The 22,370-nt window shown below is 33.3% G+C and carries 17 protein-coding genes and 1 other RNA gene; 11 read left to right on the plus strand and 7 right to left on the minus strand.

Annotated elements, in window-relative coordinates; all coding sequences use genetic code 11:
* Positions 1-578 precede the first annotated feature (578 nt).
* Positions 579-3,263: a bifunctional uridylyltransferase/uridylyl-removing protein GlnD gene (gene glnD / locus J3U00_RS05715; protein ID WP_267331832.1), complete on the plus strand. Its 2,685-nt coding sequence runs from the start codon at positions 579-581 to the stop codon at positions 3,261-3,263.
* A 19-nt stretch (positions 3,264-3,282) separates the two neighbouring features.
* Positions 3,283-4,206 (plus strand): AEC family transporter, encoded by a 924-nt coding sequence (locus J3U00_RS05720; RefSeq protein ID WP_267331833.1) that lies wholly within the window; start codon positions 3,283-3,285, stop codon positions 4,204-4,206.
* Positions 4,207-4,229: 23 nt separating this feature from the next.
* Here J3U00_RS05720 and J3U00_RS05725 read toward each other — a convergent pair whose 3' ends face one another.
* Entirely contained in the window at positions 4,230-4,886 is a 657-nt protein-coding gene (locus J3U00_RS05725) for an HD domain-containing protein (RefSeq protein WP_065734728.1), read from the minus strand.
* 337 nt (positions 4,887-5,223) lie between these two features.
* Here J3U00_RS05725 and mprF point away from each other — a divergent pair, with 337 nt between their 5' ends.
* Both mprF and J3U00_RS05735 read left to right on the plus strand, forming a co-directional pair.
* On the plus strand, positions 5,224-7,827 hold the full coding sequence (mprF, locus tag J3U00_RS05730) for a bifunctional lysylphosphatidylglycerol flippase/synthetase MprF (protein ID WP_267331834.1): 2,604 nt from the start codon (positions 5,224-5,226) through the stop codon (positions 7,825-7,827).
* Between the two features lies 1 nt (position 7,828).
* On the plus strand, positions 7,829-9,109 hold the full coding sequence (locus tag J3U00_RS05735) for a virulence factor family protein (RefSeq protein ID WP_267331835.1): 1,281 nt from the start codon (positions 7,829-7,831) through the stop codon (positions 9,107-9,109).
* Positions 9,110-9,163: 54 nt separating this feature from the next.
* Here J3U00_RS05735 and J3U00_RS05740 read toward each other — a convergent pair whose 3' ends face one another.
* Together J3U00_RS05740 and J3U00_RS05745 are read right to left on the minus strand one after the other, a co-directional pair.
* Positions 9,164-10,060 (minus strand): DMT family transporter, encoded by an 897-nt coding sequence (locus J3U00_RS05740; RefSeq protein WP_267331836.1) that lies wholly within the window; start codon positions 10,058-10,060, stop codon positions 9,164-9,166.
* 445 nt (positions 10,061-10,505) lie between these two features.
* Entirely contained in the window at positions 10,506-11,492 is a 987-nt protein-coding gene (locus J3U00_RS05745) for a LacI family DNA-binding transcriptional regulator (protein WP_267331837.1), read from the minus strand.
* A 279-nt stretch (positions 11,493-11,771) separates the two neighbouring features.
* On the opposite strand from J3U00_RS05745, the gene J3U00_RS05750 reads away from it, so the two are divergent.
* The 3 genes from J3U00_RS05750 to ssrA all read left to right on the plus strand — a co-directional run bounded on the left by J3U00_RS05750 (position 11,772) and on the right by ssrA (position 15,347).
* Positions 11,772-13,175, plus strand: coding sequence for a hypothetical protein (locus tag J3U00_RS05750; RefSeq protein ID WP_267331838.1), 1,404 nt, complete (start codon positions 11,772-11,774; stop codon positions 13,173-13,175).
* Positions 13,176-13,319: 144 nt separating this feature from the next.
* Positions 13,320-14,708, plus strand: coding sequence for an MFS transporter (locus tag J3U00_RS05755; protein ID WP_081303387.1), 1,389 nt, complete (start codon positions 13,320-13,322; stop codon positions 14,706-14,708).
* A gap of 274 nt (positions 14,709-14,982) precedes the next feature.
* Positions 14,983-15,347: a transfer-messenger RNA gene (gene ssrA, locus J3U00_RS05760) on the plus strand.
* Between the two features lie 362 nt (positions 15,348-15,709).
* Here ssrA and J3U00_RS05765 read toward each other — a convergent pair.
* The 4 genes from J3U00_RS05765 to J3U00_RS05780 form a co-directional block, all read right to left on the minus strand.
* The gene (locus J3U00_RS05765; protein ID WP_267331839.1) at positions 15,710-16,447 is read right to left on the minus strand and encodes a carbonic anhydrase; all 738 of its coding nucleotides are present in this window, start codon (positions 16,445-16,447) and stop codon (positions 15,710-15,712) included.
* Between the two features lie 457 nt (positions 16,448-16,904).
* On the minus strand, positions 16,905-17,549 hold the full coding sequence (locus J3U00_RS05770) for a hypothetical protein (protein ID WP_267331840.1): 645 nt from the start codon (positions 17,547-17,549) through the stop codon (positions 16,905-16,907).
* Between the two features lie 68 nt (positions 17,550-17,617).
* Complete coding sequence (locus J3U00_RS05775; protein WP_267331841.1) at positions 17,618-18,007, minus strand: hypothetical protein; 390 nt, start codon at positions 18,005-18,007, stop codon at positions 17,618-17,620.
* Positions 18,008-18,094: 87 nt separating this feature from the next.
* Positions 18,095-18,655, minus strand: coding sequence for a hypothetical protein (locus tag J3U00_RS05780; protein ID WP_267331842.1), 561 nt, complete (start codon positions 18,653-18,655; stop codon positions 18,095-18,097).
* Between the two features lie 234 nt (positions 18,656-18,889).
* On the opposite strand from J3U00_RS05780, the gene J3U00_RS05785 reads away from it, so the two are divergent.
* The 4 genes from J3U00_RS05785 to J3U00_RS05800 all read left to right on the plus strand — a co-directional run.
* Positions 18,890-19,273 carry a hypothetical protein gene (locus tag J3U00_RS05785; protein WP_267331843.1) on the plus strand — a complete coding sequence of 128 codons (384 nt, stop codon included), beginning with the start codon at positions 18,890-18,892 and terminating at the stop codon, positions 19,271-19,273.
* A 110-nt stretch (positions 19,274-19,383) separates the two neighbouring features.
* Positions 19,384-20,106 carry a hypothetical protein gene (locus J3U00_RS05790; protein ID WP_267331844.1) on the plus strand — a complete coding sequence of 241 codons (723 nt, stop codon included), beginning with the start codon at positions 19,384-19,386 and terminating at the stop codon, positions 20,104-20,106.
* A gap of 109 nt (positions 20,107-20,215) precedes the next feature.
* Positions 20,216-21,187 carry a hypothetical protein gene (locus J3U00_RS05795; protein ID WP_267331845.1) on the plus strand — a complete coding sequence of 324 codons (972 nt, stop codon included), beginning with the start codon at positions 20,216-20,218 and terminating at the stop codon, positions 21,185-21,187.
* Positions 21,188-21,465: 278 nt separating this feature from the next.
* A partial coding sequence (locus tag J3U00_RS05800) for a hypothetical protein (protein WP_267331846.1) occupies positions 21,466-22,370 on the plus strand: 905 nt, incomplete at its 3' end.

Consider the following 22,370-nt stretch of genomic DNA (forward strand, 5'->3'; position numbering starts at 1 on the left):
AGCTTGCATGGATTGAAAAAATAAAACTGTGCAAGCTATGTTTAATTATTCGCAATCAGTGCCAAACTAAACATTTATCATTTTGATAAATTTAAGTAATTTAGTTCTTCCAAATTTATCTACCCTATTCTTAAGATTAAATAAAATATCAGCAAATGGTATAGACTCCTCAATTATTTTTACACAAAGTATCAAATTACCTTATTCATTAAGTATGAAATGAACTAAGTCATGATTTATTAATACTTATTCTAAGTAACAAAGGATTTGTATTAGGTGAATGTATCCTCAATAAATATTATAAAACGGTATACACTCCTCAATTATTTTTACACAAAGTATTAACTTACCTTATTCATAAAGTATGAAATGAAAAATTCATGAGGTTATTAATACTTATTCTGAGTAAAAAAGCATTTGAATTAGGTGAATGTATCTTTAATAAATATTATCAAACGGTATACACTCCTCAATTATTTTTACAAAAAAATCAAAAATCAATTTTAAAAGGTGCAAATGCTCTTTAATTAAAAGTAAAGGTATTCTAACTTGACACTCTTTTAAAATCGGGAGACGATATGACAATTGAATTATCTCAATTTGATATGATGACTATGACTAATGCGCATTTGTTTTATTCTGTCTCTCCGCTTAATTTTAGTGATAACCAAATCACAGTTCCTTATATAAAACAGCAACTCAATGCGTTTCAACAATGGTCGATTACTCAATTCGAAAATAATGCTGATATTGATGATTTAGTACACCTGCGTAGTCAATTTATCGATCAGCTACTTGAACGTTTATGGCATTACTATCAAATTCCAGAACAAATTTCATCGCTATTTAAAAAAAATCGGATTGCACTTATTGCTGTTGGTGGTTATGGCCGTTGTGAACTGCATCCTTTGTCTGATATCGATATTTTGATACTAAGTGATAACTCACTCACCAAAGAGCTTGAAAAACAGATAGGTGATCTAGTTCGTTTACTTTGGGATCTTCATCTTGATATTGGTCACAGCGTCAGAACATTAAAGACCTGCCTGCAAGAAGCTAAAAATGATATCACAATTATGACAAACTTAATTGAATCAAGATTGATTGCAGGAAGTGAGTCATTACTTAAGGAGCTCCAAACACAGATTTTTAGCGATAAAATTTGGCCTTCGCCAGCGTTTTATCGCGCAAAAATCAAGGAACAACAAGAAAGACATCAGCAATATCATAGCACTACCTATAATTTAGAGCCCGATTTAAAAAATAGTCCTGGTGGCTTGCGTGATATGCAAATTATCCAATGGTTAGCTATTCGCCATTTTGGGGGAGAGTTTTTGCAAAAAATTGGACATTTTGATTATCTCACACCCGAGGAAGTCGAAGAATTCAAAGCCTGTCGCAAATTTTTATGGCGGATGCGTTTTGCCCTGCATTGTGTTATTAACCGCTATGACAACCGCCTACTATTCGATCGCCAGTTAAGCATCGCTAAAATGTTAGGTTATAGTGGAGAAGGAAATGCCCCGGTTGAAAACATGATGCATGATTATTATCGGGTAGCACATAATATTACTGAACTCAATCAAATGCTTTTACAGTTATTTGATGAATCAATATTGAAAAGTTACTCACAATATAAAACTTATGATATCGATGAGCATTTCCAAAGTAGAGATAACCTTATTGATGTTAAATATAATAGTGTTTTTACTGATGATCCGGTAACGATTCTTAAGCTGTTCTATACGCTTTTACTTAATCCTCAAATTACCGGACTTTACTCTAATACCATTAGACAACTCCGTTCTGCAAGGCGAAAACTCACGTATTTATTATGTGAAAAGCCAGAGGCAAGAACGTTGTTTATGAAGATCATCAAACATCCTGATGCAATCAAAAAAGCCATTTTACCCATGCATCAATATGGCATTCTGGCGGTTTATATTCCCGGTTGGCAACAGATTTCAGGAATGATGCAGTTTGATTTATTTCATGCTTATACCGTAGATGAACATACTATCCGTTTATTGCTAGAACTGGATCTTTTACGTTCAGAAGATGGCAAACAAAAACATCCAAATAGTTCAATGGCATTGGCTAAATTATCAAAACCTGAATTGCTTATTATTACCGGATTATTTCATGATATTGGCAAAGGACGGCATGGCGATCATTCGGAAATTGGCGCAAAATTAGTGGAATCTTTCTGTCAATTACATGAATTAGATGCGAAAGATACTGATTTGATTGTCTGGTTAGTTCGTTATCATTTATTGATGTCAGTAACAGCCCAAAACCGTGATCTGCAAGATCCGGAAGTTATTCGTGAATTTGTTCAACTGGTTAAAAGCAAACGACGATTACAATATTTGCTTTGTTTAACGGTTGCCGATGTTTGTGCAACCAATGAAACCTTGTGGAATAGCTGGAAACAGAGCTTAATGCGTGAGCTTTATCTAACAGCGAAGCGCTCGCTTGATTCTGGCATTCATCAAATACCAGAACAACGCAGTATTGCACGTCAACATAAACAGCAAGCATTAGCTCAATTGCTTGCACAAAATTACGATGAACAATCCATTAAACATTTTTGGCAAAGCTATCGTGTTGACTACTTTTTGCGATATACCGCTGAACAGATTGCTTGGCATGTACAGCTTCTTTTGAACCATGAATTGAATCAAACACTCGTTTCAATTAATCCAAATCCTTATCATGGTGGTACGGAAATAATTATCTACTCATCAGATAGACCTTTCCTATTTGCAGCGGCATGTAATGCTTTAAGTATGCTAAATTTAAGTATTCATGATGCTTTAATTATTACCAATAAAAATGGATTTGCGCTTGATACTTTTATTGTACTAGAACCTAATGGGCAAGTGGTGCCTGAAAATCGTCACCAGGATATCATTCAAACTTTAAATAAAGTTCTTCATCAATCAGTTTATAAAGGTGTGACGATTAAGCCGACTAAACAAAGATTACGATCATTTTCTGTTCCGACTCAAGTTAACTTTGTCTCTTCAATTAACGATACTTATATGGAATTAATCGCACTTGATAAACCGGGATTACTTGCTTGTGTTGGTGAAGTCTTTGCAAAGTTAGACTTATCGTTGAGTAGTGCTAAAATAGCGACAATTGGTGAGCATATTGAAGATCTGTTTATTCTAACAGATAAACACAATAAAGCCCTTGATGATAACACCTGTCAAAAACTACGCGAATCGATAGTATTGGCTATAGATTCAATAAACTAATTATCGAAAAGTTAACACAATGCAATTTTTTATTATTTTATTTCCTATTTTTTCTATTTTTATTGTAGGATTTATTGCCCAAAAAGTTCTGAAGTTTGATGTCGCCAATCTTTCCAAAATGTCGCTGTATGTGCTTTCACCTTTTTTGGCTTTTAAAACGTTTTACACACATACCTTAACCAGTGACTATTTTATCTATATTGCCTATATCTTTGGACTCTGCTTTTCTTTGGTATTTATTGTCAGCATGTGGTCAATTGCTATGCGCTATTCGATAAAAGAGCGTTGTGCGTTGATTTTAAGTTCATGCTTTATGAACAATGGTAATTATGGCACCCCAGTATTACTGGTGTTTTTTGGATCGCTTGGATTCGATTTAGGTGTCATTATGATGGTGTTACAACAATTTGTTATGAGCACCGTTGGTATTTATTATGCGGCTAAAGGCAGTGCACATAGTGATATTGTGAGTCAAAAAGATGTAATAAAAAAAGTGATTAGAATGCCAGTTGCCTATGGTGCTTTTGCCGGAATTATTTTCCAGCTTTGTCACATTCCACTTTCAAAATCTATTATGACTTCAATTGGAATGATCGGTGACTCATCTATTGTCATCATTATGATTATTCTCGGAATGCAGCTGGCTAAAATAAAAATTACCCAACTTGATTACCCAAAGCTCTCATTTGCTTTAACTGCAAGAATGGTTATATCTCCAATAGTGGCTTTTGCGATGGTTTATTTTATGCCACTGTCACCCATGTATAAACAAATTCTTATCGTTTTAGCCGCAATGCCAAGTGCAGCCAATACGACCTTAATGTCAGTTCAATTTGATACTCATCCTGAACTGGTATCTAGTGCAACCTTGGTGAGTACTTTGTTAAGTTTAATTACATTACCTATTGTTCTTTCACTAATTGGTGCGCCAATACCTATCTAAATAAAAATAATAGATGGATAAAATCAATCAATGCCAAGCCATTCTTGTTCAAATTGATTGACAAATTTAACCAATATTTCATGGCGCTTTTCGGCCATTTGTTTAGCGGTGTCAGTATTCATCATATCTTTAAGTAAAAATAATTTTTCATAGAAGTGATTAATTACGGTATTGGTCTGTTTATAATTGTTTTCATCAAGTTTGATTCGAGGTGGGACATTGGGATCATGCATGATATTGTGTTTATTACCACCATAATAAAAAGTGCGCCCAATGCCAATAGCGCCAATTGCATCAAGGCGATCCGCGTCTTGAACAATTTGCCCTTCGAGCGATAATGTGGCTTTTTGTGAAAGATTTTTTCGATAGGACATATTTTCAATAATATCGAAAATAGCATTAATTTCGGCTGATGTTAATTTCAAACTGCGTAAATACTCTTTTAATTCAATTATGGCACTATCAACATCTTCTGTAACTTTTTCATCAATAACATCATGTAAATAAGCACTCATCAACACAATAAAAGCATTTGCTTGTGGCTGGTGGTTAAGAATTTTTTGGGCTAATTTAACCACTCGCTCAATATGCGCCATATCATGACCAGAAAAATCATGGGAGAGCTTTTGCTTTACATACATTTTAACGTTATTAAGAGTGGTTTGGGGTGATATAGTCATTTTATTATGCTTATTAAAATTTAGTGTAAGATTTTATTAAAACCTGAATATTGTTTATATTACCGCAGTTAAAACTCAACCGCTATTTATCCTTTTAATTAATAATTTTTACAACGAAATTAATTATAAAAAATGAATAAAATCAATTAAAAAAAATCATTAATCCTAAATTGGTATCATAATTAATGACTGTTTGGCCTCATTTACTAAAAAATGCCTAGTATTTAATGTTTTTTTTATATTTTTTTTAATTTCTTTCGATTGTTTTCACTAATTCCGAGAGGTAGAATGCGCTAATCAAAATTCATAATCAGTGCAACTAACTGGAGTTGATTAAGTGAAAATATCAACACGTAAAGTTTTGCCATGGCAACTTATAGAATGCTTCACTCGATATCGTCAATTCATCGCTCTACTATTTGGACTATCTATTTTTTGTATTGCACTGGTAGTGTGTTGGCATTTATTAAAAACCATCAATATTAATGATTTAAGGTCAGCTCTACACCAACTTCCTTACCATGCAATTTTACTTTCGTGTTTATCAGCATTAGCTAGTTATATTATGCTTATCTGCTATGAATGGTCAGCCGCACGTTATGCAGGTGTTAAGCTAAAATTATCAACAATTGCGGTCGGCGGTATTTGTGCTTCGGCGATTGGTAATGCTGTCGGATTATCAGCATTATCAGGTGGCGCCATTCGTTGTCGGCTCTATTTCAAATATGGATTAACCACTATAGATGTAGCAAGGATGTCAATTTTTGTTACTCTTTCATTAGGCTTTACCTTACCGTTATTAGCATCAATCGCGGCACTAATTCATATTGAAAAGACCACGATAGCACTACATACTTCAGTAATCAGTATCGAGTTAATATGTAGTGCAGTATTTATCATTTATGCCGGTGTATTATTATTTTTATATGCTCATCGATTGTCTGAAAAACCAAATAAAGATACGCGTTTATACCAATTTTTTCATTGGAAAATCCGTTTACCTAACTGGCGTTTAGCTAGTAGTCAATTTTTAATTACCTTACTAGATGCTATTTTAGCTGGTGCGATCCTCTATTTCTTATTACCGAATAAGCCAAATTTCATTGTTTTTATCATGATTTATATTCTCGCTTTAGTAGCAGGGGTGCTTAGTCATGTTCCGGGTGGTGTTGGTATATTTGAAGCAATTATATTAGCCGCTTTTTCATCTCAAATTGGTGCGGCATCATTAACTATTGCTTTAGTTATTTATCGATTAATTTATATTATATTACCAATCATTCCCGCAGGAATTTTGTTGTTAATTAATGAAGGTAAAAACTTTCTTTCTGTTCCACAAGTAAAAGAAACCGATACTGGCATTGCTGCAACAATTATGGCCACCTCGGTATTCTTTGCTGGCGTTGTGATGATGTTTTCAAGTGTCATCCCTGGATTCAATCATCATTTTGTCAGCACCTTCATTCCTAACAAAATCGTCAATTTTGCCCATTTAACTGCTAGCTTAATTGGTGTTTTATGTTTATTACTAGCGATGGGATTACGTCGCCGACTTTATTCTGCTTGGGGATTGTCCGTTATCTTGTTGATATTAGGTAGTATCTGCTCATTATTAAGAGGTTTACATTGGATTGAAGCCTTTACTTTATTATCGATAGCAATATCATTGTTCTATTTTAGACACGCTTTTTATCGTAAAAGCCGAATAAGTATTTTGCCTTTTTCGTTAAAATCCTTTGTGATCACTTTTGGCTTACTTATCCTATTTGTTTGGCTAATTTTATTTATTTATCAAGATATTCCTTATAGTCACAATTTATGGTGGCAATTTGAATTAGATAGCCGTGTTCCTCGTGCCTTGCGTGCAGCATTAGGGAGTTTTATATTATTAAGTGGTGTCATGTTATTTTGGTCTTTCAAACCGACATTACCCATCTTAACCATTCCCACTAAAGAAGAATTGAGCGAAGCCCATCAAATCATCCTCAACTCGAAGCAACCTGAAGGCGGATTAGTGATGAGTGGTGATAAATCATTACTTTTCAATCAATCAAAAACCGCTTTTATCATGTATGCAAGGCGAGGAAGAAGTATGGTTGCGCTTTATGATCCAATTGGTAATGATAGTGCGCGCGCAGATTTAATATGGGAATTTAGGGATCTTTGTGATCAACACCATTTACGCCCAGTTTTTTACCAAGTTAGAGCAAACAATTTACCATTCTATATGGATATAGGGCTTAGAGTGGTCAAACTTGGTGAAGAAGCGTTAGTTAATTTAAATGAATTTGATTTAACATCAAAAGGTTATAAAGATCTTCGATATACTTGGAATCGCGGGCAACGAGATGGACTTAGTTTAAAATTTTATCCACCAGGTACTGCACCGCTTGATGAGCTAAAAATAGTCTCGGATGCATGGTTAAAAAACAAACACTCAAAAGAAAAGAAATTTTCGTTAGGCGCTTTTTCGAAATCTTATTTAGATAATTTCACCATTGCAGTTATTGAATACCAAGGCAAAATTATTGCTTTTGTGAATTTACTCGAAACCAATCAAAACTACAGTGCAACCATTGATTTAATGCGAGTTTTACAAGATATTCCTAAATCCACTATGGAATTTTTGATGGTAGGATTGATTCTACATTATCAGGAAAAAGGCTATCAGTACTTTAGTTTAGGGATGGTCCCGCTTGCGGGTATGCAAAGGCGACGTGGTGCGCCAATGATCCAACGCTTAGGGGCGTTAGTTTTTCGACGTGGTGGACGTTTTTATAACTTCCAAGGTTTACGTCGCTTTAAAGAAAAATTTGCTACTCATTGGGAACCACGTTATATGGCGGTTCCCAATGGACTTGATCCTTTGGTCGCCTTGATTGACACCACTATGTTAATTTCTGGCGGTAAAACGAATTTAACTCAAAATAAGAACAAATAAGATGAAAAATATCATACGTTATATTTTATTCTTTATGATTTTAGTATTCATTGCAGTTTGCATAGTCGTAGGTTGGTATTTTTATAAAAACCAACGAACCGCTTCTGTAAATACCATAGCCATTAATCAAAACTTTTCTATTTTATCGGCTACCCCAAAACAATCAGCTGAGGCTGCTGCTATAATTGTTGCCACTAAAGATAATCATTTTACGGCTGATCAATTATTAAGTTTATCTGAATCAACAGGTGCTAAATTAGTACAGTTTGAATTAGAACCGCAAGGAAGTTGTGCAAAGCAGCAAACTCGTTTTGAGCAAGCACAAAAAGTCTTAAATGAAGATAAGTTTGTGGTTGCTGGTATGCAAGAAGGTGCCGCCTTTGCTTATCGGTGGTTAACCCAACAAAATGATGATGCCAAAGCTTTATCGATTGAATTTACATTAGATCATAAAGATTGTGATGCACCTTTACCCGCTCAGGCTAACCATGGAGAATGGCAAGTAATTTGGAATAATCCACCAGATGAACAAGTTGCCATTTTTCCTCGACAACAAAAGCAGATTAAAGTAACCACCAAAATTGGCGAATATCAAGCATCACCAATTGAACTGTTAAGTTTACATTTACCATCTATTTTATTTGGTGAGCATGAACCATTACCAGTAATAGAATTACCCGCTAAAGGTAAACAATCGCATCCCAATAGTGTTACTTTTTATTATTCAGGTGATGGCGGTTGGCGAGATTTAGACAAGGTTTCGGCAGAGTATATGGCTTCTCATGGTTATTCTGTCGTTGGTGTCGATGCACTAAAACTATTTTGGCAACATCGTTCAGTTGAACGTAGTGCTAAAGATCTTACTCATTTAATGCAAGAATATCGGGATAAATGGGGCGTTAATAAATTTATTTTAGCTGGTTATTCATTTGGTGGTGATATCTTACCTGCACTATACAATCGATTATCCAAAGACGATCAAGAAAGTGTACAAGCATTAATTATGATTGCCTTTTCAAAAGACGCTAATTTCGAAATAGAAGTAAGTGGCTGGCTTGGTCAATCTGGCGATGAAATGAAAACCGCGCCGGAAGTAAATCAGATTCCAGCAAATAAATTATTTTGCATCTATGGTGAAGAAGAAAAAGAAGATACCGGTTGTCTACAGCCAGAGATGAAAGGAGAGGCTTATAAATTACCTGGTGGTCACCATTTTGATGAAAACTATACGCATCTCGGTCAAATCATTATGGAAGCGATCGATAAACGCATAACACCTTAAAATAAGCAAAAAAGGGGCAATAGCCCCTTTTAGTGATTCACCTGATTTATAAGATCAATGCTTGCTGATTCTAATTTTGCCTTCTGATAACAATACCCCAATGAGGGTTGATAACGTACCGATAGCCGCGATCCAAGTAAAAGGCTCATTTAAAATAACGACTGCAGCAATAATGGTTAAAATTGGAACTAAATACAGATAGATACTAATTTTTACTGCACCAACTAATTTCACCGCATAATTCCAGGAAGCAAAACAGATAGCCGAAGCCCCTACGCCTAAGAATAGAATATTAAAAAGATTAGCCGTGTGCGTGAAGCGCTCCAGTCCCCATTTGAAATCAAACAGATACAACGCTGGTAACATCATCACTAAACCATAAAAAAAGAAGCGTCGTGTTAATAAAATCGTATTGTATCCATAATGACTGCATTTTTTAGTCAAAATTGAATAACATGCCCAAAACAAGCAGGCACCTACCGCAAGCAGATCACCCAACGGATTAAGTGACAGAACAAATTTACCATTTAAACTTATTAATCCAACGCCGAAGATTGCAAATAAACACCCGATATAAAATCGCTTAGCTGGCCGTTCAGTTTTTAAAAAGAAGATTGATAAAAGTGCGGTAAACACGGGTGCTAATGTGGTAATCACCCCTACGTTTGAGGCGGTGGTATAAGTTAAGGCAATATTCTCACATAAAAAATAGCAGGTTACACCACAAAACCCGGCACACAAAAACATCAACTCTTGTTTTAAACCTTGCCAAGCAAAGATCCGTGGCGTTAAAATCCAAAGCGTTAAATAACCCAACCCAAACCGGTAAAATAAGATTTCAATAGGTTTAAAATCGATTAACAATACTTTAGTGGCAATGAAAGTGGTTCCCCAGAGAAACACTGTCATCAAAGCAATCAGATGCCCTCTTGTCTTCAATGAAAATAACATTAAAGTTCTTACTCTCCATCTACTATTTATATGTTAATCATTTCCCTATCATTTGGTTGTCAAATTGGACATGCAAAAAATAAAAATATAGGAAAAAGGCTTGGTAATGATAAAAATATCACTATTTTAATTGAAATTTAAGATCGGCTAGATTAACTCGCTACTAATCTTTTTTCAATATGTTTCCATACATCAATTATTTAGGTAGATTATTTGAATATTAGAAAAGCGTGCAATTGAATTAGTAAAAGCATTAGATAAAAAAAATCCACTCAAAAATTGAGTGGAAGGCAAAAAATGAATTAACGTAATCTGAATATATAGACAGACTAAATCATAAAAAGTTCCAAATAATTTCAAAAAAATTTAAAGTTTTTATATAAATTATTGTATGCGATTGATTTATAAATATTTATTTGTTGAATTTTTTTATATATAAAATCACTTAAAATGAATTATCATAACCTTGATACAAGCTAATTGGTAAATTAGTTATGCTTTGATAGGGTTCACCATTAATCATTGCTAACAGTATCGATACTGCATTTTGGGCAATTTGTAGAATTGGTTGACGGATTGTAGTTAAAGACGGCATATGTTGTAGAGTTAATTCAGCACCATCAAATCCAACTACTTGTAATTGCGAAGGTAAAGATAATCCACAATCTCGCGCAGCATTAATTGTTGCAATCGCTGATGAATCATCAGCTAATACTCCATCAATAGTTTGGGACTGTAACCGTTTTTTAATTAACTGATATTTTTCTTCATAGCTAATTGAAAAATCCATATCAAGTGTAATTGACTTAAGACCTGCAACTTGAATGCTATCTTTGTAAGCTTGATACCGTTTATTAGCATCCATATCAACTTGTTTATCATTTGTAATCGAACCAATATAAAGAATTTTCTTACAACCATTTTTTATTAAATGTTGGCTAGCTAGAAGTCCTCCTGCATAGTTGTCACATGAAATAACAGGTATTTTTTCATTTATTTTTCGATCTATCGATACGATATTCAGATCGGGTATTAGGTAATCAGCTAAATTTTCATTCATAGAGTTAACTATGACTCCTTCAACCTGATGACGCCTTAGCATCGATAAAAAATTTTTTTCCTCTTCCTGATTATGATGACTGTTGCAAATTAATATTTTATAACCTTGGCGAGATAATATTCTTTCTAAATAACTGATTAATTCCATTTGGAATGGATTAGTTAAACTTGGAAAAATCAAGCCTATTAAATTACTTTTATTATTTGATAATGAACGTGCTAATTCATTAGGATAGTATCCTAACGTTTCCATTGCTTCTTGCACACGTTGACGAGTTGTTGCACTAATATATCCACGATTATTTAATACTCGTGAAACAGTAGTAGCGGAAACACCCGCTAGTTTAGCAACATCATCTCTGCTTAATTTCATAATCATCCTTTAACTATCATTAATATTATAACGAGATAATTATAATGCTTTTTATAATGACGTAAATCATTCAGTTGATTTGTAATTTTAAGATCAAATTTTTTAGTGACATTCATCACAAAATCACTTCGGAATAAGTGATATCCCTCACAAATTTTGCATTCTAATTGTGGACGCGGTTGACATATGGACGCGGTTGACATGAAATGAAATAAATTATTTCAAAAGTGAATGACAAAGAAATGTCATTTATTCACATATAAATAAAAGGAGTAAAAAATGCAAAAATTACATTATCAACCAAAAGGCTACTGGGTTGGCGATATTATGCCATTTGGAAAAGACGGGGTTTTTTATCTTTATGATCAACGCGACAATCGCAACCCTTGCCCTTTTGGTGAACCGTTTGGATGGTCACTTGCCACTACGACTGATTTTGTTAATTACCAAAATTTGGGAGATTCTATTAAAAAAGGTGGTGAACAAGATGTCGATCAGTTTATCTATGCTGGATGTGTCTTCGAAGCAGAAGGTAAAGGACATGCTTTTTATACAGGTTACAACCGCAATTGGGAGAAAGAGGGAAAAACATCACAAGTATTATTACATGCTTGGAGCGACGATTTTAAAACATGGCATAAATCCTCGCAACTTATAACACTAACACCACAACCTGGTTATGACATTAGTGATTGGCGAGATCCCTGGGTAATTTGGAATGATGAAAAGCAAGAATATTTATTGATTCTAGGCGCAAGATTAAAAGGACCGAAAACAGAACAATCTGGTCGAGTTGTTGCTTTTACATCAAAAGATTTAAAAAATTGGCAATTCCAAGGTGATTTTTGGGTAGCGGGTAAATATACCATGATTGAAATGCCTGACTTATTCAAAATTGGAAATTGGTGGTATTTGATTTATACCGAATATAGCGATCAAAGTAAAACTCGCTACGTCATGAGCCAATCTTTAGAAGGTCCATGGATCACCCCTGACGACGATGCTTTTGATGGGCGAGCTTACTATGCAGCAAGAACCGCCTTTGACGGTAAACGTCGTATTCTTTTTGGTTGGGTACCAACTAAAGAAGATAATGATGATTTAAAAAATTTCCAATGGGCAGGAACGTTTGTACCTCATGAAGTTTATCAAAAAGCTGATCATACACTTGGTGTAAAAGTAGTGGATAGTTTATGGAATGCTTTTATTCATCCCCAAAAAATTGATGATTTTTCAATTAATTCTCCTTACGCACGTCAAGAACAATTATTAATTGAAAATACAGGCAAAACATTCCGTTTTTCAACGACAGTTAAATTCAGTAAAGGTACTCGAGATTTTTCCATCCGTTTGATGAAAGATAAACATACTGGCGAATCATATGATTTTATTTTTTCGCTTGTTGATAACCGATTAACTTTCGATAAAACCCCTTGTTATCCTTGGTATCGCGTGATGAATAAAGGTTTAGAGCGCCCTATTCATCTTGAAGCGGATCGTGAATATGAGTTACAGATCATCGCTGATGATACGCTATTTACTTTATACATAGATGGTACTGCGCTAAACGTTCGTGGTTATGATCAATTAGGAAATAGCTTGGCAATCGCCGTCAGTGATGGAACTTTAAGCTGTAAAAATAATTCTTTTTCAAATGAAGGATGTTTTCCAGAAAAATGGTAATCGTGCCTATCAGGTCACTTAACTATCAGGTTAGATGATCATCATGATCAAGGCTTTCATCAACTATTTATGATCAAAGCCTTAATTTAGATAGGCGATTATCTTCAGTAATTTAAATATGGAAAATTCATTGGAGATATCATAATGAATACAACAGTAATTGATAACAATGGTCATATGGCTGACCATGACATCTCATTTAAAGAAAAACTCGCTTATGGACTAGGTGATTTTGCAACAGGCTTTTCGGGTGTTACCGTTGGAACCTTTGCGCTTTACTATTATACCGATATTGTGGGAGTTTCAGCTACTTTACTAGGAGCTGTACTACTATTTTCACGTGTTTTTGATGCTGTGATTAATGTCGTTATGGGTTTTATTGTTGATAGAACAAAAAGCAAACATGGCAAAGCTAGAGCATGGATTTTATGGTCGACAATTCCATTTGGTTTATCTTTGATAATGGTATTTAGTGCACCAGAAAATTGGAGTGAATTTGCATTATTAATTTTCGCTGCCATCACGCTCAATATACATTGGATTATTTACACTTCAAGCAATATCCCTTATGGCACGCTAGCAGCATTAATGACCCAAAACTCTTACCAACGCAGTCGATTAAATACTTATCGTATGCTTTGCTATTTTGCAAGCATGTTAATCATTCCGTATATTACACTACCTTTAGTCGAATTTTTTGGTGGAGGTGAACGCGGTTGGCAGTTTACCATGATAATTTATGCCGCAATTTTAATTTTTACCTTTTTCTATACTTTTTTTAATACTAAAGAGCGGATTAAACCAATTAACCAATTTAAGTACAATGCGCCATCACTTGGTGTTTCATTAAAAACTCTTTTAGCAAATAAGTATTGGGTCACAATGTTCTTCACCATGTTAGTAAGTTTTAGTATTTTAGGACTAATCAATGGTGTGGGTGTTTACTACGCAAAATATCTTTTGGCCGATAGCCAACTTATCGGTTTAATCAATATGGCTTTTGCACTACCGTTAGTTGTAGTATTAATGTGCTCAGCTTATATTTTAAAAATAATGAGCCGTTTAACATTTATAATTGTTGGTATGGCAACCATTATATTAGGTAGTATTATCATGGCAATTGCACCTCATGATACCTATATTGCAATAATTGGAACTATCTTACGAGGAGCAGGTTTTGCACCTATTATGGGAAATGCATATTCTATGCTAGCCAATACCATCGATTATGGCGAATGGAAATTTGGCATTAGAAATGATGGCCTAGTCTATAGTGGAGGAAGCTTTAGCGCGATATTAGGCAGTGGTATTGCTTCCGGAGGAATTGGTTGGATATTAGGAATGGCAGGATATATTGCGACAGATATTGCTAATCAACCTGAAAGTGTATTAACTACTTTACAAGTATTATTTATTTATGCACCCTTAGTATTAAGCGCAATCACCATTATATTATTACGGTTTTATACCTTAGAAAAAATTTATCCTGATATCATCAAAGAACTAGCTCAAAGAACACATAATGTCTATTAACCAGCTAAACGGAGGGATTGATAAATCTGTTATTATTCCCTCTACTTCATCGATTGGCTAAATATTTAAAAACAATCCTAAATCAAAATAATATACAGTTTTCACTATTTGATATTAACTATTCAATTCAGAGAAAACAAAAAAAGCATACCATTAATATCGCTATTTTAAAACCTGCAAGACCAATGGAAAGATAGATAAATCCAGAAATAGGTTAACTTGTATTACTACTTGAATTCACCTATAATGCCCTAATATTACTTATACCACAATTGGGGCTGATTCTGGATTCGACGGGATTTGCGAAACCCAAGGTGCATGCCGAGGTGCGGTAGGCCTCGTAAATAAACCGCAAAAAAATAGTCGCAAACGACGAAAACTACGCACTAGCAGCTTAATAACCTGCATAGAGCCTTCTCTCCCTAGCCTCCGCTCGTAGGACGGGGATAAAGAGGAGTCAAACCCAAACGAGATCGTGTGGAAGCCTTGCTTGGGGCGGAAGCATTAAACTTAATCAAGCTAGTCTATCGGTAGCGTGTTTGTCCGCAGCAGGTAGGCGAAATTTAAAGACAAACTACGCATGTAGTACCAAGGATGTAGAGATTTCGGACGCGGGTTCAACTCCCGCCAGCTCCACCAATTTAATTTTAATAAATATTAAATCCCTAAAATCATTTTATCACGTCATAAATGCTCTATTATCTGAGTAAAACTTTTAATCATATGACTAAATCTACATATGTTAATGTCAAACTTCACATATTCCTGCATTCAAATAAGTAAAACTAATTTAAATTATATAGATTGCTTACCGTAAGAAATATCTAAAGAAGAAAATAAGAAATGAATTTATATATTATGTGAATGATAGGGAAGTAGATGTAGCAAATACTTTATCGATTTCTGATAATACTTAAAGGGCTAAACTAACTTAATTATGGTGTTCAAAATGTCAGTAAAGCCCATTGACTTATTATCTATTAGAGCAGAAAAAGTTTTATTTAATCAACAATAATCCGTCCATGTAATGGCTGAATTGGGCGATTATTATCATGGTGCATGATCGAGTGGAATTTTTCGATTTGTTCTGCTGAAGCTTGGGATTGTTGTTGTAACACGATCCATCTTACCCCTTCTGTACATGGAGGTGTTGTTAACGATCCGCTAAAACGGTAATAATTCAATTCTTTTGGGAATAATGCCTTAATATCAACGGCGTTTGCTAAAATGGCGCTTTTTCCTGATTCTGTCGGCATTTGTTGCCATGCTTTTGCTAATTCTGAATTAGCCTCACCTTTATTAAACATTAATGCGATTACGGCCAATTCATTATCTTTGTTTTTATAAACAAAGTGTGCTGCCATTGGGAAATATTTGCCTTTAATGGTATTTTCACTCGGTGTATGGAAATGAAATTGTTGTAATGTGAATATTTCATCGTCTATTTCTAATTGGTTATTTCCCGAAACATCGATCTCAATAGTATGACCGTTGTTAATGATATTTTGCTGACCGGCTTCAAAAGTAAGTTTAAGCTTGCTATGTTCTGTTTTTAATACATGATCAATATTGATTGGCGATTGATTTTTACCATTTTCACAAGTTGAATATTCCGGTGAAAGTTTTCCCCAGTTTTCTGGTTTTTCCTGCCCTTCATACCCCCAATGTGGGTGATGTTCAGCTGCAGAACAAGATAAGCTTGTTGCCATAAACATTGCGATAATTACGTTACGTTTCATGTTAGCCTTCAATGAGAATTAAATTTAAGTGTATAAATTTTATACCTCATTTATGAAGATGTCTCAATAAAATATACTTTTTTGCCTCTAAACCTAAATAAAAAGCCATGAACATACTTCTTGTATTATTCATGCTAATTTTCAATAAGTTAAGTGTGATTGATAGTGCAGATATTCTTATTTTATTTGATCAAAATGAACAAGTCTTATCAAAATATCAAAATTGTAGATGATAATAATACTGGAAAAATGTATGGCTAAACTCAAAAGGTAAATAGTTTTAGCTTGATACATGTATTTATGAAGTAAAGATTCAATTAAACATGAATTACCGAGTTAATAATCATCCCAGCTCTCCTATTACGGATGAAACCACCGATCATTTTAAAACTTCTGTGAAAATTTTTCCGCATTACGTTTGTTTTTTTTTATGACTAAAAGAATGCACAATAAAATATTATGGTAAATTTAAATATCCAGGTTTTAAAATGTTTTGATAATCTAACAAATATTCGTAATCTAAATAATGTTTAGGTGAACGAATAAAATTACCAGTCAAATTGACTTTTGTTTCTTTATCTTCACGTTTATAAGTACCATCTTGTTTATTGTTAAGAACTGATGTCCATTTTAGCAATTTTTTACTATACTTAAATAATGCTTTATTATGGATTTTATTTTTTATATCTTCTTTTGTTACCTCCACTTGAGATAAAAATAAATTATTATCATCCCAATTTATTAATTTATTTGTTTTAAAATATAAATCCATATTATATCTGTTGTATACCATCCATAAATATTTTACCAATTCTCCTTCGTGATTATATTCTAAAAAGCTAATGTCAATTCCATAAAATGAATTGTTTATGCAAGCTAAGGGAGTTTCTCCGGCAAAGATTGTCACATAATATTGTTGATGATTAAGGCTTGAAAAGGCATATTCAGCCCATTTTTTAGGGTTTTTAATTAACTCTAATTCTTCTTTGCTAAGATTATTATCTAAATAGTTTTCTTTGATATTGTTGAGTGTGTTTTCTTCTGAATCTAAACTCTTCTTTATCCAATTGTACTCTTTAAATTGAAAGTTATATTTGCTCATCATTAATCACTTTTTGAATAATACTGAAATATCATCAATTATACTTACACCTTTACCAGATGCATATTTTAAAATATCTTCCGATACACCTTCATATTATCTACATGGAGGTAAACTTTATCACCAAGATTACCTAATTCATTACTTACTGTATTTTTATATTTTGCAGCGTCCCTAATATAAGATTCAGCTGTCTTTTTATACACATTTGATAGGTCTGTAGCTTTTCTTTCTATTATGCCAATTCCTTCAACAAAACTATCAACATATTGCTTTCCACTTTTTGTTCCTGCTTTTGCAAGTTTTATATATAGTTCTTTATAAAATGCTTTTACTGCATCATCAGCAAATCCTTTTCTAAATAGATTCATTACTAAATTAAAACTTCGTCCTCTCATGATATTTTGATAGCATGTTTGGGATTCTCTTATCATTATAGAAAAAACAAGGCTGCGCATTATGCACCAGCCAAGCGAGTTTACCGACAAATTAGGTATGCCAATTTCGAATGGAATAATTAAATATAAAAAAATGAACAATAAATATTATGGTAAATCTAAATATTCGGGCTTTAAAATATTCTGATAATCTAATAAATATTCATAATCTTTGTAATTCTGAGGTTTTCTTATCCAGTTATGGGATAAGTTTACTTTTGTCTCTTTTTCTTCATAATTCATACTAAATTCCGGTCTTTTTGTTTCTGTAATGGTCTCAACATTCATAATGCCATTATCTCTAAAAAGAACTTTGTTGGTTATTCTTTTATCTGCATCTTCATCATATAACTCAAACTGGCGTAAAAATATCCTACCATCAACGTCTTTATTATACGCCCCCTTTTCTTTATTATAAATCATATAAAGATAGACAAATAGTTCTCCATTATTATAAGTTAAAAAAGTTACACTTATCTTTCTAAAATAATTATTTACGCATGCTATAGGTTCACCATCTTTAAAAAAAGTAACATAGTATTCTTTATCATTATCAAAAGCATATTTAGCCCAATCCTCAGCATTATTGAGATGTTTTTTGTCTTCTGCTGTGGGTTTATTCTCAAGACTAAGGGTTAATATATTGTCTAAAGTGCCTTCTTCAGACATAACCTCTTTCATAAGGTCATTGTATTCTAAGAATTTTAATGTATACATATTGTTTAATTTTTTATAAATTTTATAATCCCGGTAATTTAGAAATGTCATCTATTATAGTAACTTTTTTCCATGTAATTCTCTCAAAGCACTATTCATTACCATATTAAAACTTCTCCCTCTAATGATATTTTGAAACCATGTTTGGGATTCCATTATCATTGTAGAAAAACAAGGCTGCGCATTATGCACCAGCCAAGCGAGTTTGCCGACAAAGTAGGTGTGCCAGCCTTCAACTTCAAAATTATAAACTTCTTTCTTAGTATAAAGATAGTTTTACCCTTTTACACGATACCATTTTTTATTTTTGGTTTGTATGTGGTATTATTCGGTGAGGTCGGCGGCATCTTTCCAGCCTTCTTTGGTGTAAAAAGGGTGTTCGGCGGTAGTTTCAATGGTTTCGCCTTCCAGCTCTATTTGTACGGTGGTGTCTGTCTCTTAGCGGATAATGACGTTACTTTTTTAGGCTTATTTTGCCACTGGTTTGGTTTTGAGACAATCACAGATCGCCCTCTCGTATTTGTTCTATTTTTTTTATGCCTTACTGCGTGTGAACAAGCTTTCCGATAGGTTTGACAGAGTTTTCCGGTGTAAACTCTGGTGATTCAAAATCATTATGATCATGAACATTGGGGATTTAATATAGATTTTATACATACTACTATTTAATTAGGAAAATAATGAAGACGATAGCTATACTTTTACTCATTAGCTTTTTGACTTCTTGTGCTTATACGCATAAAGAGGAAAAAACAAGCATAAACTCTAGCAAAGTCATTGTGTTAGACCATGATCCTGTTTTAATTCAGTTAGGCAGTAAAAAATTAGCATTAAAAGGATTAAACCCTGAAGACTTTTCACTGGTACAAAAAGGTAAGACGCTTTTTATCATTAAAAAGCTGTATCTGGGTATAGATGATCTCCAAATAGAATTTATAGATAACAAGGATCAAGATTTCCTATTAACTGGTGAAATAGAATATGCGGTTTCTCAAAACTTAATTGATGATATTGATAGGGGAAATGTATTTTTACCATTTTCTTTTAAAGAAGATATACTGCTACATAACAATAAAGGGAAATTTATTTTATCAACAGCGATTAAAACTACACCACAGCTAGAAGCCATTTGCCATGAAAGATATTTTGATGAGATCCGAAAAGAGTCTTATTTGGTTCAAAAACAGTTCTATCAGAATGAAATAATCGATAACCCAGAAAAATATAAGGATTGTTGCCCTGAATATATTGAATATGCAACACAATTTTTATCTAAAAAAGAGCTTGATTTTCACTCATTACAAAGCCTGTTTGTTGAATTTACCTATAAAAAAATAACGTTAAACATGGGTGATGGTTATCATATCGTCTTTAATAATATTAGTGATTTTGTTCCTGAATAAAAATGAGTGATTATGCGGATTAAATTAGTTTAACTAAATAGAAATAAAATACATACCGTATATAATATTCATTTATCTATTTCTAACTTTCGAGAAATCCCTAATATCTATGCATAAAATAATTATTTTACTTACATTGACTCTATGGTTGGGTTGTTCGTATGGGCAACCGATAATAACTTATACACCTGCCACTCCCGACACAGCAAAAGATTTGTCAGGTGCACTTATATCACCACCATTAGGGCAGCGGGCAATACTCCATAAAGCAAAAAACGAAGATTTTATTGCTGACCTTCACCATGATATTTTCTTTAAATATAGCGACAAGGAAAGCATTTGTTCTTTATTGGGCTGTGGAGAAACTGTAATTTATACCCCCGAGCTTTTTAAAGAAGAGTATTCAGAATTATCTCAGGTTTTTGACCAATACAACCTTTTTAAAAAAGAGGATATACCCTTTACCATTTCATCCAAATACCTAAAAAAAGGCGATATAATCTTGAAATTTGCCTTACAATCTAATTCAACATATTATAAATTATCCATGTTTTTGTTATCTTTTAAAAATGGAGTACAGGTAGATTCTAAAAGAATTTTATATAATCGTTCCGGTCCAATGGGATTTACAGATTGCAAAATTTTTTATATAGATGAAAACTTTATCATTTCAACCCGTGTTTATGAATTTAATGAGGAAGAAATAGTACAAACGCCTTTTTATCAATATCAACTAAACGACGATGGAAAATTTATCCGTTATTATCCCAAAAATGGTAATTATAGAGACAATCATGAACAAGGTTTAGTTAAAAACCATACCCGTGAAGGTTTATGGATTGAGAAGAAAGTAAACCATTTAATTGGTCCTTCATATTTTGAAGCCGAATATAAAAATGGGTTAATACAGGGTGAAGGCAAGTTTTATAAATTAGAATATAAGTTAAAAGACGGCTCTATTCCCTATTATGTTCCCTATTCTTCTGCTAAAAAAGGCAAACTTTTGTACACAGAAACCTATAAAGACGGTGAGCTTGTCGAACGCAAATTTGTGGATAAACAAATTGATGAATTGAATTAAAGGTTGTGTAGTAAACAAACGATTATTATGCTTATCACTCTCATAATTATGAACGGTGGTAAGTAAACCGATATAAATGAGTAAATTAAAAAGAATAATCATTCAAAACTAATCATTATAATGGCGTTAGTTTTTTTGAAATTTAATAACAAGAGTCCGATAACAAAAGATATGTAACTAGAGTGTTTTTTATGATGATATCCCTAAATAATAAATTGATTATCACTACTCTATTAAGCCTTTTTTTATTCAGCTGTAATCCCGATAAACAAGGAAATATGAAATGGATAGCCAAATACGATTTTAATCAATTATACCAATTAACCGACCAAGCAACTGTCTTAGATCCGATGTCTGCTTTTCGTTTTGAAGATTTTATAGCCCCCAATGAAAACACCATTATTTTGATTGGAAATAAAGATCTTAATGCCTTTGATTCAAGCCAAAGAGGGTATCAAGCAGTAATACATGTATCGAAAGATCGGGGCAAAAGTTATCAAGAGTTATCGCTTCCCGAACAAGAGATGAGATGGATTTATCCCAGCAATGATTATTCATTAATAAAAGCTCAAAGTAGATTACCAGACAACAGTAAAAAAAATTCCATGTATCTTTTAGATAACAACAGTTTAAAAATCGTTAAAATAGATGAATATGATTCTGAAGCTGATATCTCCTATTATAATTTTAATGGAAAATATGCCGTGTATTCCCATAACAAGGCATTAAAACTGGTTAATTTATTGAATCGAGAGGAACAGTATCCTTTACCCTACGAATTAAACAACCGTTCTTTTTGGGTTACTGCTGATGATACATTACTTATTCTAGATGCCAAACAACTCTTTCGCTACGACCCGAAAAATAATACAAAAACCGTCATACAGCAATTACATAATAATTATGATGTGCTGACTTATAAGGATGGTGAATATTTTTTTACTAAATTCAATGAAAATAAGTCTAAAGGTGGAGGTTCTTATTATAATAATAAAGAAGAGCTTTTATATACTTTCGAAAAAGGGGATAGAAGCCGATATTATCGCTATAAAAATTTTGTATGCGACTATAAACTTATTTCATCCCTTTATCCTATTTTCCGATATTCTTATGACTATGGACAAACTTGGTTTGAACAAAAGTTTACAGGCTTTTTTTCAGCCTCTTATCCAATTGGATTTTA

Source organism: Gilliamella sp. B3127, assembly GCF_026536935.1.
In the GTDB taxonomy this organism is placed as follows: domain Bacteria; phylum Pseudomonadota; class Gammaproteobacteria; order Enterobacterales; family Orbaceae; genus Gilliamella; species Gilliamella apicola_E.